This window comes from Legionella pneumophila subsp. fraseri, from assembly GCF_000586315.1.
Classification (GTDB): domain Bacteria; phylum Pseudomonadota; class Gammaproteobacteria; order Legionellales; family Legionellaceae; genus Legionella; species Legionella pneumophila_B.
Genome location: NZ_JFIM01000035.1, coordinates 1 through 17,354 on the forward strand (window position 1 = coordinate 1; position 17,354 = coordinate 17,354).

Genomic DNA, 17,354 nt, shown 5'->3' on the forward strand with positions numbered 1-17,354 from the left:
AAAGGAGGAGCAAAATAATATAACTGATTAATTTTTTTACCCGGGGGGATCAATTTTCATCTGGCAAAAGGATCATTTTTCAATCGGTATTGACATTATGGTTATGAACGACAGGAGAAGCGAATTACCTCACCTTTATGCCCTAGGGTGTTAGGTATCGATGAACATTCATTTACAAAGAAGCAAGACTATATCACCACGCTGTGTGATTTAGGTAAACATAAGGTATTTGATATTGTTAAAGGCCGCTCAGGACGTGATTTGGAGGGTTATTTTAAAGCATTGGAAGGTAAAGAGCGCGTACGAGTTATCTGTATTGATTTAAGCAGTAGTTACCGTGCACTAGTGAAGCGGTACTTTCCTAATGCCAAGATTGTAGCTGATCGCTTTCATGTCATCCGATTAATTAACCAACTGAGCATGCAAACCTTTCATCAGATTGATCCGGCCATGAAGTATCAAAGAGGCACACACATGGCTTTGAAAACAAAGCCAGAGAATCTAACGTCATTAGGTCTAAGCAAACGCGACCGTTACCTGGAACAGCAACCCGCGATTGCTGCAATTTATGATTTTAAACAACAGTTGCATGAACTATTAACCAGGAAGCATTGCACAGCCAAAGAATGCAAACGCTTATTACCGCAATTCCTGGAAATGGTTAACGATTTAAGACAAAGTGCTTTTCAATCCCTTAGAACTTTAGGGAATACACTATTTAAATGGAGAGAAGAAGTCGTTAGAATGCTTCGTTTTACGAAGAACAATGGAATAACTGAAGGGTTTCATCGAAAGATGAAACTAATTCAACGCAGGGCTTATGGGTTTAGAAATTTTGAAAATTATAGATTAAGAGTTAGAGTGCTTTGTGGTTGATTGAAGTGCCCCCGTATTTGGGGAAGAGCCAGGAATTCTAATGGTGGCCAGAGGCAGAATCGAACTGCCGACACGAGGATTTTCAGTCCTCTGCTCTACCGACTGAGCTATCTGGCCACTCAAGGCTTGCTATTAAACTCCGAGATGGACTTTGAGTCAAGTGTTGATTAGGTTTTTTTTGAAAATAATTTTTTTTGGTAGGCTATGGCGATTTCTGCGCCTAGTAAAGCGTTGTTTTTGATAAGCTCAATATTAGCTTCCAGGCTCTTGCCCGCAGTTAACTCAGCAATACGTTTTAACAAGAAGGGCGTTAATGATTTTGCGCTCATGTGTTTGGCTTCTTTATGAGCCTGTTTAATGTACGGGGTTATTTCCTCATCTGATAATTCGGCTGATTCCGGAATAGGGTTTGCGACAACTACTCCGTTTTTCATGTTCAATTTCTCATGAAATAACATGAGATTTGCTACTTCCTCAACAGAATCCAATCGTTGTGGAACGGGTATTCCACTCGATCTGCTGTAAAAAGCAGGGAATTCATCAGTGGCATAACCTATGACTGGTACCCCAAACGTTTCAAGAACTTCCAATGTTTTTGGTAAGTCGAGAATTGATTTTGCGCCAGAACAAACCACAGTAACTGGTGTATTGGATAGCTCTATAAGGTCGGCTGAAATATCAAAACTCATCGTCACGTCTTGATGAACGCCTCCTATACCACCTGTGACAAATAGGGGGAGTTTAGCCATATGTGCACAAAACATGGTGGCTGCCACCGTAGTGCTGGCAGTCATTTTACGGGATAAAACAAAGGAAATGTCTCTGCGGGAGGCTTTTATTACCTCTTTTTGAAGCGCGAGATGCTCCATAACCTCTTGAGTTAAACCAATGCGGATTTTCCCTTGATACATCGCTATAGTAGCTGGAACGGCACCTTGTTTACGAATAATATTTTCAACTTCAATGGCTGTAGTTAAATTATCGGGGTAAGGCATTCCATGAGAGATGATGGTCGATTCAAGGGCAACAACCGGTTTTTTGTCATTAATGGCATCCAGTACTTCTTCGTTAACTTCCAACAAGTCATGAAACATAAATTAATCCTTTATTGTATTTCTTTATAGCCAGAGGGTTTTTCTGAACCGTCGCCAAAAAAATATTTTTGCATTTCTTCTTTCAAAAACTCACGAGCCCTGGCTTCAATCAAATTCAGGCGGTATTCATTGATTAACATGGTTTGATGGGAAAGCCACATATTCCATGCTTGTTTTGATACTTCATTAAAAATTTTTTCACCCAACTCACCAGGGAAGGGTTGTTTTTCCAAGCCTTCTGCTTCTTGCTTTAATTTGCAGCAAAATACTGTTCTGCTCATGGATATAACCTCTTTATTTTGATATAAAGGCTCATTATCCTAGAAAAAACACTTCCAATCCACAGCATTTCTATCTTAGTCAGCACGGCTTTTTATTTGAGCTTGTAAAATATGTTGTGAAAGTAACTGCTCTTGTTCGCTGGTCAAATTACAGAAAGCCACCGCTGTGCGGTAATGCGTCTCACTTTGATATTGACTATACACCACTACGGCATCAACAATAATGGGTATCATTTTGGGTTTTGTGTACAGGATGATTTTTATATTGGTTTTTTCTTTAATCTGTTCTGTTGTTTTAAATGCCATGCCACCCAGGCTGATGTTGACTTTACGCAGTTGAACTTTACTCGCCATTAACATTTGTCTAGATAGATAGTCAATTTTGGCATTCAAAAGATTAAGATAATGCGCCAGAGCAGGCTCTTTCACTGCCATGACCTGGGTTAGCTCAGCCAGTTCATAATCAATACCCTGAAAATATTGCGCTGCTTCCATGTACTTTTGCCCATTTTCACCTAATAATTGATTGGTGATTTCCATATCGGAACAAAATTCACCCGGTGCAAGAATTCGATAATCAAAATAGATGTGATCATCAATACGAAAATGTTGACGTCTTTCATGTACTGGCATAGTCACTCCATCATTCCAAGTTTAAACGTATCTCTTTTCATTTGCTGCTTCACAGAGAGTTTTAAAAGACATCTATTAAACTGTTACTGTCATTCCATTTTTAATTATTTCTTCTTTAGTCATAACTCCATGTAAGTCCAAAGTAGTCATTGACACGGTATCTGGTTTCTCACGGTCGAGTTGTAAGTCATTTTCAAGATTGGTTACCGTATGTGCGTCTGCTAATCCAGCCTGTGAATATACTTGTCCACCCAATTGAACAATTAAAGGAACTACAGGCGATTTTAAATGATTTATAATGCGCTGTGCCTCAATAGATAATGCTCTGCTTTCTTTTTGTGCTTCTTTATAATTTGTGGCAAGAGCTTCCTTTTTGATGCAGTCTGACAAGAAGGTTATAAATTGAGTATCAGTCACTTTATTTTGGACAATAGCTTCTCTCACAACCTGATTGAATTCTGATACTCTGTCCAGTTTAAGAGCTGCAGCAAAGGCTTGGCTAATATCATGGGGCATCACTTCTGGGTTAATTAATTTTTGGAGTCGTTGTTGCGCATCAAAATAGAATTTTTTAAGAATGTGCATGCCCAGTCCTTTGTCATTTGCCATTTCTATCAGTGCTTTGATTTTTGCTTCAGTTTGGGTAAGACATTCTATTTTGTTATGGAAGCTTACCTGTTCATTATTCATAAGGATGCGGTATTCTGCAATAGCATTTAAAATTTTGGTTCTATTACCTATGCGATAAGCCATTTTTATAATACAGAGGTCTTTATCGTCTAAATAATTAGTATTAAGAGACAATTCAGGTGAATGTTCAGGATGTAACATGTTTTCCCTAAGGCTATCCAGGTGGGCTTTACTTATCGTTATCACTTTAGGCGATGTCATACTCAGGGAGTCTCCACCTCCATGGCGTTTGATAAAATCGACCATGTCTTCTGGAATATTGAATTTAAACGTAATTTGTATTTTTCCATTTTGTAAATCATGAATCGTTTGTACTGTATTCGTTTGTCGTGTTGTCCATGGATTTTTATAAGGTCTTCCGTCATCAGAGTAGAGAACCGGGTTGTGCAACAATTTCTCCAGAATTAAACACTGTCGTATTGTATCAAAACCAACGACACCAGTCGTTTGAGGCAGTATTTCAGCTATTTTATTGATGCGAATTAGAATTTGCCTTTTTATTTGTTCAACGTCCTTTTCCAAAATTTCAATATCGTTTAATTCTTCAGTTAAACGTACTCGTTCATCTTTTGCAAGCTCTTCTTGCAATAGTCTTTTAATGGTTTGAGTACGATTATGATGTAGCCAGGAAATATGATCACAGTATTGGGTAATAATGCGCTTTAACTCTTTCAGTTGCATGATACTGGCGTATTTGGTCACTATAGAAGAATCTTCTATTAAAGTTCTGTTTCTCCCTTGCCCATGACGGGTATGTTTCATAATGAACTGATTGGGTTGAAGACTGATTCGTGAATCAAGGATAAATTTGTCAGTGTCCGTAATGACCTGGTCGAAAATGTAGAGACTACTATAGTTTCTTAATGCTTTGTTTTTACAATATCCACCTATGGCATCCGTATCGCAACATAAATAAAGTAATGCCAGAGCATTACCAAAATCCTTGATGTAAAGATCTGACTGGACACCTTCCCCTAATGGCTTAATTGTGGAGTAGTGAGTATAAATTTGTCCGCTTAATCCCATGCCAACTTTAAAAATTTTACCGAAAGAAAATTCATTTAATAGATTGATGTTGTCAAAAGGTATAAACAAAGCGGGACGACCATTGTAGGTTACTGTTGTTGAAGAAGTAGTATCCAAACCCATTAATCTTGAGATGTTAAGAGCAATGGCTTCACGTTGCACTTCTTTTATATCGCCACGTTTGGGTAATTTGAGTATACCTTCTGTAACAAGTTTATAATATTGTTCTCTGGACTCATTATAACTATCCAAATCAAGCTCATTTTGAGCGCAAAGATGTCCCAATTGCTCTTTCACTTTGGCAAGTGTTATTAAAGATATTTTCTCAGTCACTCCCTCAACAGTTTCTGCAAGAATGCAATAACTCAAATTAGAGCCGTTGTCCTGAGGAATAGTCAGTCTCTCAAGTTGGTTAATTTTATTTAAATCTGTCAGTAAATTAAGTTTTTTTTGTAAAACGGTTATTTGAGAGCTGTTGCTTGTTAAAGCGCTCAGTTTTTCTTTAATCGAAGAGATTAGGCTATTCACCTGGACAATATTGGCTGGATTAAAAGCAGGAGTTTCAGGTAAAGTTTGGGATATCTCATACAATTTAGCCCGGCTTTCTGTAATCAGCTGATCAAACTCGTCATTTTCTTCTGTAGATAAAGTGACTGTACGAGCGTAATAGTTGTCTCTTGGCAGTGCCTCGATTACTCTCGTATTGCGCCAATATTGCAAACCAAATTGAGCTTTGCGTTCACTAGTATCAATTACAACAGGCGGAGAGCCAGGTGAGTATGTTGCGGAATAGTTAAGTATATCAACGTATTGTTTCCATTGCTTTTCATCAGATTCCAATGTTGCGAAGTCAAACAATCCATTGTTATGTATAGAAATATAATCTAATAGCCTATCCAGCCCGGCATAGGCCGTTAGATCTTGATCATTGAGATTGACGTCCTCTGGCGTGATACTTTTTTCTTTTAAATAACGTTTTAGAATCCTTATCTTTTGGCCAACGTCCATTGCCTATTTCCTTATAGTATCAATTAGACTTATTTCCATATTTATAAAAATGCTTTTCCTATTCAATGTTTTCCTTTAAATTTTTAGTTATTCTTATTATTTCCCAGTCAAAAATAAGTCATTATTTTGACTCTGATTTTTGTACACTCTTTTCTATAAATATAGACAGACTTTTATGCTGTTGTTAAAAATTATGTATAATTTTTTACCTTGAAAGGAAAATGGAGTTTCAAATCCACCATGACATTTATTAAATTAGCTGCCCAGATATTCAGGGCAGCCACAAAGCGCTTTTAACAGGCGAGTCTCTGTCTGTTATTGTAGATTAGGTTTTGGTGGCTCCCAAGCTATTTCGGATAACCTGGGTCTTTGTTCTTTGGTTTTCTGTCTATGGCTGCCATCTCCTCTGAAAAGAGTGGACCTAACGCTATCTATCCTGCAGACATTTTTTCTCTTCGCAGAAGGCGTTTCATCAACAGCAGGAGAAGCATTTTCTTTCTCCTTTGGCTTGGATTTTTTACTCTCATCAAAGAAGTGTACAGAACGCTTTGTTTTGGGTTTGGGAGCATCATCATCTTTTGTTTTCTTTTTAGGATGCTCATCAACTTCTGGAGTTGAAACTTTTCCTTTAGGACTGGTTTTGGCAGGATTATTTTGTTTTATTCCATCATTGTCATTCTTCTTCGGTTTGGTTTCAGCAGGATTTGGTTCGTCCGCAATTATAATTGTTCCTGCTGCGTTGCCAACATTTAAATCTATTTCACTTTCGCTGTCAGTGGGTTCGCTAGTACTATTTTTTTCTGATGAATCACTGTTATTATGCGAGAGTATTTCTTGAAGATTGGCAAAGATAAAACATTCAAGATGCTCACCCTCTTTTTCACCAATGTTCTCAAAATCCTTGGAAGGTAAAAATTCAAGCTGTGGGAAGTGCATCTGAAACTCTTCTCCTTTTAAATCAACAGGAATCTTGACTGAGGGAATTTCCATTTCTCTTCTTTCTCTTTCCTTTTCGATATAACCAAGCAGAAAATCGGCTGTTTGACTGTCTTTGGGAGTAAACATATTTTTGATTTCTTCAGTGGGTAAAAATAAGAGTTGTGAAAAATAAGTCTGAAATTCTTTACCCTTTGCATGTTCAGGTATTTTCAAAGAGGATATTTCTGTGACTTTATCGACCCTGAAGTATCCAAAACTCACCCAATGCAGTGCTTTTCTATACCAAGGGGCTTGTTCCCAATCCTGGTTTAATAATTCTTCGTCAATCAATAAAGGCAGTTGACGTGTAAAATAGTTTTTTGACGATTCATCAAAACATTGAGTCGCTAATTGTTTTGCAAGCTCTGTTAATTGGGGTACTTCAGGCTGTCTTTCAAAGAGTTTCATAAAAATGGGACTGGCTTTCTTTAAAAGCCCTTCTCTATTGGATTGAGGATTTAATAGCCGTCTGATTTCATCAACATCTTTTTCAATCGCTGATTCAATTAAACCAGACAGTTTCTGAAAATAAGGTTTTGACACGTCGTTAAAACATCGAATTGCCAATTTTTCAGCTAGACGGGTCAATCGGGTTTCTTTAGGATCATATTTCGATAGTTTAGTGAAAACAGGATTAGCTTGTTTCAAAAGCGCTTCACCTTTTAAATCGCTGTTCAATACTTTATTAAGAGCCTCAATATCTTCTGCAATCCCTAATTGGGAAGAGGGGAAAATTTCTTCCACTTTCTGGTAAAAGGCATCAGGCGGTAAATTTCTGAAGTTAAGCAAATTCTGGAATTGTTTAATGGTCATTCGTTTATCAGGATCAAGGCGAGTCAATTCCTGAACCAGAAGAGAAAGATTAATGATTTGTCTGGATGGTGTTTTGAAATGAGATACCGCACTGTGATCGGGATTTCTAAAATTATCTGGCAACTCGTCCAATTGCGTTAAAATCAGGAATTGTTTTAAAGCCATTCCCAGTTGAAAGGCCATGAATTGAGGCATGTTCATGCGTTTCCACAGGGCATTGCGATTGTAGCCTACAGAGTCGCCTTCTTTGCTAAATGAAAGACATTTCAAAAATTCATCCGGGGCAAATAAAGGACTGGTTAGAATTTCACTGGCTAAAGGATTGTCACTCGTGGTGAACGTTTTTCTATCACTGACCAGTACTCTGTTATTGTGAACCAGAAAATTATTTAACTTAATGTCAGGGTGATAGTTATGAGTTTCTATTAACTTTAGACAAAAGTCAGTTAACTGAACAAAGTAATATCCAATTCGCGGAGCGATATTTTTGGGGCTACCATCTTTTAACTGTTTGGCGATTTCTTCCAAATTATTTTGATTGGCGAATTGACTGAGGATAACTGGTTTGTACACAGTAGAACCATCTTCCGCTTTAAATCGCATCATAAAAACAGAGTAATCTTCAATAAAGTACTTGGATACACCATAGGAATGAAGCTCTTGTTCTTTTCCTAACTCATGTCTGTCTTCTACACGAAATACAAAAGGGGCATCCCATCCACTCATTGTGAATTTGAAGTTAAAATTATTCACATGATTGCCAAGTTCTTTGGTTTGATAAACAGGTATAACTGGCAAATTGTCTATAGATTCGCCCTTAATTGCTTTTATTTTGGGAGCTACAAGCCTAAGGATTTCTGTTTGTCTTTCTACAATTTCTTTTGTTTTTTTATCATGTAGAGCTAATTCATTCAGGAGAAAATTAATTTCAATATAGCGAGCAGCGCATTTTTCAAACTCATCTTCCTTTAACAGTTTGTCACGTTCTTGCATGAGTTGGTAGATGTTAGTCTCAGAACTGTTAATTTCAGGTTTATTTTTTATTTCTTCAGAAACAGCTTTGGCAAATTGCATTCCTTTTAGAAAAAAGGATGCGTTTGGATTGATTGAAAATTTAGCTAACTCATTTAACCAACCCTCTTCTTCTGCATCGTTTATCCAATCAAACAACGCATCATTCAGCTGAGTTTTGTTCAGTAAGTAATTGATTTTTTGCAAATAAAATAACTTTTGAATCTTGTCATTTTCAGGTGCATTATTGTAAGCAATCACTAAGGGCGTTATATCTTTAAACGATTTAGGTGGTAAATTCAAAGGCATGAAGTACTCCGAGGTATCTAAATTACATGGGCTGCGTATTAAACTATTGAACAAAGTAGATTTAAATTGAGCAAATTTAACATCTTTTTATCGAGACTTCAAGTACATTTTATGATCAGTAAGAGTGTATCTGATATCGTTGGTTTTGGATTTATGATTTCAGGTTAGTTCTACGTAATGTATGGGGTCAAAGGATATAAAAATATCATGCTCCTCTATCATCAGGAGGGTGTTTTATGCTTTAATAAGAGTCATTTCTTAAAGATACATTATTAAGGTTTGCTATGACTTTTGTAGTAACGGAAAGTTGTATACGATGCAAGTATACCGATTGTGTAGAAGTGTGCCCTGTGGATTGTTTTTATGAGGGGCCTAATTTCCTGGTGATTCACCCCGATGAATGCATTGATTGTGCCCTTTGTGAACCAGAATGTCCAGTTAATGCTATTGTTTCAGAAGATGATTTAACAGACGAACAACAACAATTCAAACAGTTAAATGCCGAGTTATCCAAAACCTGGCCTAATATTACTGCTAAAAAGGATGCTCCCTCTGATGCCAAGGATTGGGAAGAAGTCAAGGATAAACTTCAACATTTGCAAAAAGAGTGGAAGAAATAACCACTTTCGCTGAAACTTGTCGGCGAATTCTCAGTGAGAAGGGAAGGCTATCTACTGCAATTCCTGGCTTTGTGGCAAGAGCGCCACAAGCTGATTTGGCAGTGGCTATAGCCAATGCCATTGTTGAGCAATCGATTTTGGTAGCAGAAGCAGGAACGGGAACAGGTAAAACCTTTGCTTATTTGTTACCATGCTTGTTAAGTGGTAAAAAAGCACTTATCTCCACAGCAACCAAAACGCTTCAGGATCAGCTTTTTCAAAAAGATTTGCCAACCTTGATCAGAGCTTTGGGTTTATCAGTACGGGTCCAGAATTTAAAAGGTCGTTCCAATTATATTTGTCAATATCGAGTTGAGAGGCATGCTGAGGAAGGGCAGTTTCAAAGCCCTCAATGCGCACATGAAATACTCCATGTCAGAGATAAATTGTCGCAAATGAAAGAGGGTGTTCGCTCCGAATTGCCTGAAATTAATGAAGATTCCCCAGTGTGGCATTATGTCACATCCACTACCGACAACTGCCTTGGTGCAGAATGTCCCAATCATGAAACCTGTTTTTTGGTGAAAGCCCGCAAACGAGCGATGGAAGCAGATATTGTTGTCATCAATCACCATCTTTTTTTTGCTGATTCCCAGTTAAAAAAAGAAGGCTTCAGTGAACTATTACCTGGTGTTGATGTGGTAGTGTTTGACGAGGCTCATCAGCTTGCAGACATCGCCTCGAATTTCAATGGGGAACGTCTGGGAACACGTCAATTTAGAGACTTGGTGGATGATATGCTTAATGAGTGGCCAATCCTGGATTTAGCCAATCAACCTTTAAAGTCCATAAGTCATAAAGCAGACAAACTGGTGGACCAATTGCTAAATGCTTTACCGGCTCGAGAGGAACGAGTCAGTTGGGAGTTGGTTAAGCGAAATAAAGAGTTTATGGAGGCGTGGAATGCTTGGTCATCTTTAAAGGATGAGTTGGTTCAATGCCTGGAGTCAGAGGATGCCACGGATATTCCCGGATTAAAAAGATGTAAAGAACGCCTTTTTGATTTGGAAGCCATCTTGCTTTCCTTTACTGAGGAAAATAATAATAAAATTCGTTGGTTGGAACGTTTTAAACACACTCTCGTTTTTCATGCCACCCCGTATGACGTTGCTGAATCATTTAGTCAATTATTAAAACACCAGTCATGTGCCTATATTTTTACATCGGCTACGCTTACTATGGCATCGGCTTTTGATAGTTTTTGTAAACCTCTGGGATTAGATAAAGTGCAGACTTTGTTATTATCCAGCCCCTTTGATTACCAGCAACAGGCACTGCTTTATTTGCCTCGAGGAATACCTGATCCTAAGGATACCCATTATTATGACGCTTTGCTGGAAAAGGCTTTACCTGTTATCGAGGCTTGCGGTGGTCGTTGCTTTTTCCTGTTTACCAGTCATAAAGCAGTAAAATTGGTTGCTCAAATGCTGAGCAATACTTTAAAATATCCACTTTTGATTCAAGGTGATGAGGCAAAGCCTATTCTCCTGGCTCGATTCAGGCAATTGGGAAATGCTGTTCTTTTAGGCACTTCCACTTTTTGGGAAGGTGTTGATGTCAAAGGAGAGGCTCTCTCTTGTGTTATTATAGATAAATTACCTTTTGCTAATCCCGTCGACCCCGTAATTCGTGGCCGAATGGCTTATTTAAAGAAAAAAGGGCTTTCAGGTTTTGATGAATTGTCGTTGCCAAATGCTGTCATTGCATTAAAACAGGGAGTAGGTCGCTTGATTCGTGACATCACCGATAAAGGCTTGTTAATGATAGCGGATCCCCGTTTGACTGGTAGAGAATATGGCCGAACCATTTTGGCCAGTTTACCTAGTCTTCCGAAAACCCGGGATGAAAAAAAAGTACTGCATTTTATTAAAGAGTTGGCTTTAAATTATGAAACTGTTAGCGATTGATACCTCAACTGAACTGGCCAGTGCTGCCATCCTCGTAGGTGACGAAATCATAAGCAAGGAGCAGGATAGTCAAAGAATCCATGCTCAATTGATTTTACCTATGATTGATGAGTTGATAGCCCAAGCGGAATTGCGTCTTAATCAATTGGATGGAATCATTTTTGGATGTGGTCCTGGAAGTTTTACAGGATTGAGAATCGCTTGTAGCATTGCAAAAGGATTGGCTTATGCCAATGATCTGCCTCTTGTTCCCGTGAGTAGTTTAGCCGCAATTGCCTGGACGGCTCGGGAAATAAAAGAGGATTTCAATCAACCTGTATTGTCTGTTTTGGATGCTCGTATGAATGAAATGTATTGGAGTTACTTTTTGGAGCAGCAATTCTTGGCTCAGGACAGAATTAATGCAGTAAAAGATATTCAGTTGCCAGCCAATCAATCCTTTATTTTGGCCGGAGTTGGGATTGATTTGTACTGGATGGATTTTCCAGAGCAGATCAAATTACAAATTAGTGAAGTATTAACTGTTTTTCCGACAGCGTCTGCTATGATACGCTTGGCACAGAAAGCTGATATCAAGGCGGTTTCTGTGGCACAGGCACAACCAGTGTATGTGCGTAATCAGGTTACTCAAGGAGATTCGCGTGGATAAAAAATTATTGGAAATATTGGTTTGTCCTTTATGTAAAGGAAAATTGCTGTTTAAAAAACAGGAATTGATCTGTAAATTTGATAGGCTGGCATTTCCTGTTCGTGATGATATTCCCGTTATGCTAGAACAAGAAGCGCGTTTGATTCCCCTGGAAGAGAAAGATAAATTATGAGTCCTAATTTTCATGTGATTATACCAGCCAGGTATCACTCCAGTCGTTTTCCAGGTAAATTACTTCAAGAAATTAATGGTATTACCGTGATTGAGCGAGTTTACAGGCAAGCGCTTCTGGCTGAACCACAATCAGTGATTATTGCCACTGATCATGAAGAGATAGCCAATTGTGCTACCCAGTTTGGGGCTCAAGTTGTCATGACTTTGTCCACGCATCAATCTGGAACTGATCGAATTGCAGAGGTTGTTGCAAAGGGGACTTTTGCTCCTGATGATGTGATTGTCAATGTGCAAGGCGATGAGCCATTTATTCGCCCCAAATTAATTCAACAAGTCGCTTACTCTTTAACTCAGACAAACGCACCTGTGTCTACTTTGTGTTGGCCTGTTAGCAGCCTTGAAATATTAAATAACCCCAATGTGGTTAAAGTGGTACGCACCCGGGATAATCATGCTCTGTATTTTTCAAGAAGTGCTATTCCTTTTCACAGAGATGATAAAAGTGCTTATTCCAATACCTTCAGGCATATTGGTTTATATGCTTATCGTGCTGCCTTTTTACTGGAGTTTGTAAGCTGGCCACCCTGTACCTTGGAACAAATAGAGTGTTTGGAACAATTGCGCATCCTGTGGTCAGGTTGCTCTATACGGGTTGATGAAGCATGTGAAGAACCTTTACAGGATATTAATACAAAAGAAGATTTGATTTTGGCTAAACAATATTTTCTTGATGTTTCCAATGTATAACTTATTTGCATAACTCATTGTAGTTTATGGTTTTTTCTATGAGGAAATGGTTTTTATCCACTCTGTATGGTCGCTGCTCAATTTTCACCATAATAGAGTGGCAATCTTAACTCTTTTTCAATACATCGAAATGATATCTTTTTGTCAGGACTTATGAAAAACCCCAATCTCTTTGTTAAAAAAAGTTTTCGGTCATTTAGTTTATCCAACCTCCCTCATTAAAAGCATGTTTTGCCTTGATTTTGGGGTTTTCCGTAAGCCCATTTGTAATATTTTTGAAAAATTAATGATTATACTGTTCAAATATTGTGGTTTTGTGGTTAAATAATGAGCTTTTAACCAACTTAACAATAACTTTATAGTTATTTTAATGAGGAAAAGCGCATGAAACTATTTAAGTATGCCAGTTGGCTTTTACTTTTTGCATTCACCCTGGATGCGAATGCCTATTATACCACTCAAGGTAGTATCTACGACAAAAGCGGGAACAGGGTGACCATCAATGGAGTATCCTGGTCAGGATTTCAGGACACCAATGTTTTTCAGGGATTGCAGAGCAATCCTTTCTATAATATTACCATGCCTCAATCCAAACCTCGAAACGGATTGATGGATTTATTGGTTCATCCCTGGAATATGGCGGATTCTGGTGTAAACAGCAGCACAGCAGTACAATTCAAGACTGTACGTTTGCCTATACAACCAGGGGTGCTTTATGATGACAGCGGGGAAGTCGATCTAAACAAATGGCTTTCTGACAAAACACAACCTGAGACCGGTAATGGTCTTTTTTGCAAAACCTGGCAATCCAATGGCCAATCGTGTGAAAAAGCGGTGAGTCCGAAGCAGGCTTTCTGGACGGTACTTGCTGAAATGAAAAAACATAATATCAATGTGATGATTGATTTTCACCACCGTTATGGTTATGGCGATGGAATGAGGGATGGAACTGTTTATAGCATGACTCAATATGAGAAGGATTTAGTTCTGCTAGCTCAGGAAATTAAACAGCGCGGGTTGGATAATGTCATCGGTATTGATGTTTTTAATGAACCTTATCAATTGAGCTGGTTTAAAGCCAGAAATGGTCAGGTTTCATGGATTAAAGTGATAGGCACCGCTGCCAAAGCTGTGCATCAGGTCAATCCTGATTTGTTGCTTTTTGTTGAAGGACCTGGAGGCGGAAATGATGATATGGACAATCCTACAATTTGCGTGCCAAAAGCCAATATTAAAGAGGATTCTGGCTATGCACACTGGCGTGATCCGGGGCAGTGTGGTAATGATCAAGAGGTTGTAGCATTCAAAGGGAACTGGGGCGAAGATTTTAAACCCCTCCTGAATAAGGATTTAGCTAAACAAAACATAGCGCAATTTGATGTACAAAAATTCAGTAATGAATTGCAACTGGCGGTTCCAGATATTGACACAGAAACCCTCAGTTGGCTATTGGGCGATGATAATGCGGGAAATAATGGTCACCTGGTTTTCTCACCCCATGTTTACCCAAAAGAAGTGGCTGGTTGGGAAACGGCTCCTGGTGATGCAAGTAATCTGCGTTTTGATTGGAGTTGGGGTTTCCTGTACAAGGCTGGGTATCCCATTGTTTTAGGAGAAGCTTCCTGGAAATCTTTTGAAGGGAAAAACTTTTTTACCCAAGCCCTGATGCCTTATCTTACTCAAAGCGGCATAGGGACCAATAATTTATACTTCTGGGCGATAGGTTATCTGGGTGATACGGTTAGTGCCATCAATCCAAATACTGGCGAATTGAATCTCGATGTGCAACAAACATTGAAGCCTTATTTTAATTAAATCCATCTCTGAAAACCCAGTACTGTACTAATCTTCGACGTCCCGTGGCTTGTCCACGGGATCTAACCATCCTATCGATGATTTAAGCAGTTGCATCAAGCGCTTTGGATTTGGTAATGTATCGTTTACGCAAATAGATCAAGGCGGCAGGTAGCAGCATTAAGAAGATTCCTAATGAAAAAACCATACGGTAATGGGTTGTTCCTCCGATATTAATGCTTTCCGTTGGAGGAATAAAACCGACCCATAAAGTGACAGTACAACCTATTAATCCTAAAAAGCATGTCAGATAATAACCCGGTTTGCCTCCTGGAATAGCAAAAGGTCTTTGCATGTCTGAGAATTTACTCTTCAAATGCCAGGCTGCAATAAACATCATCACATACATCATCATATACAGCTCTGTACTAAGAGCAGTAAACAACCAATAAATCGCATTGACTGTAGGGAATAAGAGAAAGCCACTGCATAATAAAGTCACCAGAATGGCTTGCAGTATCAAAATTTTTCCTGGCATGCCATGTTTATTTACATGACATAGTGATGCAGGCAGAAAATCATGTTTTGCTGCCATCAGTAAGCCTTTGGCTGGAGAAATAATCCAGTTGATCATGCTGCCTAAAGTACCCAGCAATAACAATAGTATCAATACAGGCATTAGCCAATTCAAATCATAAACTTGTAAGAAATTGCTAAAAGCTCTCATCACTCCATCTACCAGACTGATTTTGTCTTTAGGCAGGATGAAAGCGATCGCTAGTGAACCCAAAATCATGGTGAACAGAATGAGAATGACAGAAAAAAACATCGCTTTGGGAAAGTTTTTCTGCGGGTTATTGACATTGCGCACGTGAACTGCGGCAAGCTCCATACCGAGGAAAGAAGTCATAATCGCCGTCAGAGAAACCCAGGATTGCGTGTTTTTCCATTGCGGTAGCAAATTGGAGAGGCTCAGATCAATGGCAATAGGGTGACCATGAATTAACCAAATAAAAGCCAGAAAGATGATAAATCCCATAGGCACTATCATTCCAACTATTGCACAAAAGCCGGCAAAGGTGGCAGAAGCACGTAATCCTGATAAGCCTATCAAGGTTAATGACCAGAAAATAATCAAAATGACACTAATAAGATAGTATTTGTTTTGTGCTAGTTCTGGATTAATTAAATAAGAGATTGTGCCTGCTATGAAAGACAAAATAGTCGGGTACCATACCAAAGTATTTATCCATTGCAGCCAAATGGCGAAAAAGGCAACATTTTCCCCAAAGGCATGCTTAACCCAACTGTAAATGCCACCTTCCTCCTCCGACCAGGTGGAGGAAAGTTCGGCTGCGACCAAAGCAACCGGGATCAAAAAGATAATCGCTGAAAAAATAAAGAAAAAAATCAAAGTGGAACCAAAGAGTGCGGTACCTGGTAAATTTCTAATGCTGTCAATCGCTCCGGTGATGAGCAGCACTAAAGCAAGGACGGATATTTTTTCAGAGGACCAGGTTTTCATTGATTTTTCTATTTGATAAAAAGATAAGCATTATAAAATAAATCAAGCTTGGAGGTGAACTTTTTTCATTAAAATTATTTGTTTTTATAGCCATCTCTGCAAGCAGGGGATTTAAGTACTGATTGTTGTTGAGAAGTCCATTCATTAGCGGTATATAAATGCATGCTTAATGCATGTAGCCCCAAGGTAAACTCGTCTTTAAGAAGTTGATTAACTAATTTATGGCGATTAATACGAGTCAGATCATTAAAATGATTTGAAACGGCGATTATTTTAAAATGTGTTTCAGCGCCTTGAGGAACGTGATGGTTCGTGGACTCGTCTTCAACACTTAAAAAGAGGGGGGATAATGCGGAGATTAGTTTTTCTTCTATGCGGAGTTTACGCATCATGATTTGCTCGACTCTGTTTTTGCAAAATAAGGAGTATATACATTTAAAGCATAGTTGTCACATTAATTAAATACAATTGTCAGAATGTGACAAAAATTGTCATTTTATTATTGTTTAATAACAAATAGTTCATTTTATGAAATATTTTATCTATTCATTTCACTGAATTTTTAGCACAAGAAACGGTGTTTTTTACATGAAATGATTGTTTAACCTGTAAAATAATACAGGTTTAGAATATTGGCTGGTAGTTGGCATTATGCTTGCATTATACTAATGAATAGTTAACTATGGAGATGGTCATGAGACAAAAGGGTTTTACTTTAATTGAATTGATGATAGTCGTAGCGATTATCGGTATTTTGGCAGCAATCGCTATACCAGCCTATCAAGATTACACAATACGAGCTCGTGTTACTGAAGGTCTGACCTTGGCAGATTCTGCAAAACTTGCTGTATCTGAAACGGCTATTACCAACAACGCGTTACCTGCCACTCAGGCTGCAACAGGTTATGTGTCTCCTGCTGCTACGCCCAATGTAGCGTCAATTGCTATTGGTGCCAACGGCGTTATTACCATAACGTATACTGCCGCAGCAGGTGGCGGTACAATTGTTATGACCCCAACATTACAAGCCAACGGTGACGTAACCTGGACTTGTACTGGCGGTACCTTATTGGCTAAATATCGACCTGCCAGTTGTAGACCATAATAGGGTAAATCAAGTATAAAAACCGCCTTTAATGGCGGTTTTTTTATTTAGCCAGGTTTTATCAGTGAATTATTT

Annotated in this window: 14 protein-coding genes, 1 tRNA gene and 1 pseudogene; 8 read left to right on the forward strand and 8 right to left on the reverse strand. The window is 38.5% G+C overall.

The genetic code is table 11. The annotated features are described in order from the left end of the window. Positions 1–93 precede the first annotated feature (93 nt). A pseudogene (locus tag CC34_RS01000000116290) lies at positions 94–876 on the forward strand (ISL3 family transposase); the annotation flags it as partial. Between the two features lie 41 nt (positions 877–917). On the opposite strand, the gene CC34_RS0108725 reads toward CC34_RS01000000116290, so the two are convergent. The 6 genes from CC34_RS0108725 to CC34_RS0108750 form a co-directional block, all read right to left on the reverse strand. Continuing rightward, positions 918–993 (reverse strand) — tRNA-Phe (locus tag CC34_RS0108725). Between the two features lie 50 nt (positions 994–1,043). Next, positions 1,044–1,970 carry a pseudouridine-5'-phosphate glycosidase gene (locus tag CC34_RS0108730; RefSeq protein ID WP_028379414.1) on the reverse strand — a complete coding sequence of 309 codons (927 nt, stop codon included), beginning with the start codon at positions 1,968–1,970 and terminating at the stop codon, positions 1,044–1,046. A gap of 11 nt (positions 1,971–1,981) precedes the next feature. Then, positions 1,982–2,251, reverse strand: a complete 270-nt coding sequence (locus tag CC34_RS0108735; RefSeq protein WP_028378732.1) for an oxidative damage protection protein — start codon at positions 2,249–2,251, stop codon at positions 1,982–1,984. 75 nt (positions 2,252–2,326) lie between these two features. Next, complete coding sequence (locus CC34_RS0108740) at positions 2,327–2,884, reverse strand: PilZ domain-containing protein (protein ID WP_028378733.1); 558 nt, start codon at positions 2,882–2,884, stop codon at positions 2,327–2,329. Positions 2,885–2,959: 75 nt separating this feature from the next. Then, positions 2,960–5,608, reverse strand: a complete 2,649-nt coding sequence (locus tag CC34_RS0108745; protein WP_028378734.1) for a hypothetical protein — start codon at positions 5,606–5,608, stop codon at positions 2,960–2,962. A 315-nt stretch (positions 5,609–5,923) separates the two neighbouring features. Beyond that, positions 5,924–8,719 (reverse strand): protein kinase family protein, encoded by a 2,796-nt coding sequence (locus CC34_RS0108750; RefSeq protein ID WP_028378735.1) that lies wholly within the window; start codon positions 8,717–8,719, stop codon positions 5,924–5,926. A gap of 284 nt (positions 8,720–9,003) precedes the next feature. Between CC34_RS0108750 and fdxA the strand changes: the two genes are divergently transcribed. From fdxA to CC34_RS0108780, 6 genes are all read left to right on the forward strand, one after another. Next, positions 9,004–9,339, forward strand: coding sequence for a ferredoxin FdxA (gene fdxA / locus CC34_RS0108755; protein WP_028378736.1), 336 nt, complete (start codon positions 9,004–9,006; stop codon positions 9,337–9,339). Then, the gene (locus CC34_RS0108760) at positions 9,327–11,285 is read left to right on the forward strand and encodes a DNA repair helicase YoaA (protein WP_028378737.1); all 1,959 of its coding nucleotides are present in this window, start codon (positions 9,327–9,329) and stop codon (positions 11,283–11,285) included. The genes fdxA and CC34_RS0108760 overlap by 13 nt, the downstream gene beginning before the upstream one ends. Next, positions 11,263–11,934 (forward strand): tRNA (adenosine(37)-N6)-threonylcarbamoyltransferase complex dimerization subunit type 1 TsaB, encoded by a 672-nt coding sequence (tsaB, locus tag CC34_RS0108765; RefSeq protein ID WP_028378738.1) that lies wholly within the window; start codon positions 11,263–11,265, stop codon positions 11,932–11,934. The genes CC34_RS0108760 and tsaB overlap by 23 nt, the downstream gene beginning before the upstream one ends. Beyond that, a complete protein-coding gene (locus CC34_RS0108770; RefSeq protein WP_010947637.1) occupies positions 11,927–12,106 on the forward strand; it encodes a Trm112 family protein in 180 nt (59 codons plus the stop codon). The genes tsaB and CC34_RS0108770 overlap by 8 nt, the downstream gene beginning before the upstream one ends. Continuing rightward, complete coding sequence (kdsB, locus tag CC34_RS0108775; protein WP_028379415.1) at positions 12,103–12,855, forward strand: 3-deoxy-manno-octulosonate cytidylyltransferase; 753 nt, start codon at positions 12,103–12,105, stop codon at positions 12,853–12,855. Before CC34_RS0108770 ends, kdsB begins: the two co-directional genes overlap by 4 nt. Before the next feature lie 384 nt (positions 12,856–13,239). Next, on the forward strand, positions 13,240–14,670 hold the full coding sequence (locus tag CC34_RS0108780; RefSeq protein ID WP_028379416.1) for a cellulase family glycosylhydrolase: 1,431 nt from the start codon (positions 13,240–13,242) through the stop codon (positions 14,668–14,670). A gap of 82 nt (positions 14,671–14,752) precedes the next feature. On the opposite strand, the gene CC34_RS0108785 is transcribed toward CC34_RS0108780, so the two are convergent. Together CC34_RS0108785 and CC34_RS0108790 are read right to left on the reverse strand one after the other, a co-directional pair. After that, positions 14,753–16,174, reverse strand: a complete 1,422-nt coding sequence (locus CC34_RS0108785; protein WP_028379417.1) for an APC family permease — start codon at positions 16,172–16,174, stop codon at positions 14,753–14,755. 74 nt (positions 16,175–16,248) lie between these two features. After that, positions 16,249–16,566, reverse strand: a complete 318-nt coding sequence (locus tag CC34_RS0108790) for a BolA family protein (RefSeq protein WP_028379418.1) — start codon at positions 16,564–16,566, stop codon at positions 16,249–16,251. Positions 16,567–16,868: 302 nt separating this feature from the next. Here CC34_RS0108790 and CC34_RS0108795 point away from each other — a divergent pair, with 302 nt between their 5' ends. Continuing rightward, complete coding sequence (locus tag CC34_RS0108795) at positions 16,869–17,279, forward strand: pilin (protein ID WP_011214168.1); 411 nt, start codon at positions 16,869–16,871, stop codon at positions 17,277–17,279. Positions 17,280–17,354: the final 75 nt, after the last annotated feature.

What these genes read in the sequence shown, in the direction of transcription:
- CC34_RS0108735 (WP_028378732.1), bottom strand. Translation starts at nt 2,251, where the DNA reads ATGAGCAGAACAGTATTTTGCTGCAAATTAAAGCAAGAAGCAGAAGGC.
- CC34_RS0108745 (WP_028378734.1), bottom strand. Translation starts at nt 5,608, where the DNA reads ATGGACGTTGGCCAAAAGATAAGGATTCTAAAACGTTATTTAAAAGAA.
- kdsB (WP_028379415.1), top strand. Translation starts at nt 12,103, where the DNA reads ATGAGTCCTAATTTTCATGTGATTATACCAGCCAGGTATCACTCCAGT.
- CC34_RS0108790 (WP_028379418.1), bottom strand. Translation starts at nt 16,566, where the DNA reads ATGATGCGTAAACTCCGCATAGAAGAAAAACTAATCTCCGCATTATCC.
- CC34_RS0108750 (WP_028378735.1), bottom strand. Translation starts at nt 8,719, where the DNA reads ATGCCTTTGAATTTACCACCTAAATCGTTTAAAGATATAACGCCCTTA.
- CC34_RS0108780 (WP_028379416.1), top strand. Translation starts at nt 13,240, where the DNA reads ATGAAACTATTTAAGTATGCCAGTTGGCTTTTACTTTTTGCATTCACC.
- CC34_RS0108785 (WP_028379417.1), bottom strand. Translation starts at nt 16,174, where the DNA reads ATGAAAACCTGGTCCTCTGAAAAAATATCCGTCCTTGCTTTAGTGCTG.
- CC34_RS0108730 (WP_028379414.1), bottom strand. Translation starts at nt 1,970, where the DNA reads ATGTTTCATGACTTGTTGGAAGTTAACGAAGAAGTACTGGATGCCATT.
- fdxA (WP_028378736.1), top strand. Translation starts at nt 9,004, where the DNA reads ATGACTTTTGTAGTAACGGAAAGTTGTATACGATGCAAGTATACCGAT.
- CC34_RS0108740 (WP_028378733.1), bottom strand. Translation starts at nt 2,884, where the DNA reads ATGCCAGTACATGAAAGACGTCAACATTTTCGTATTGATGATCACATC.
- CC34_RS0108795 (WP_011214168.1), top strand. Translation starts at nt 16,869, where the DNA reads ATGAGACAAAAGGGTTTTACTTTAATTGAATTGATGATAGTCGTAGCG.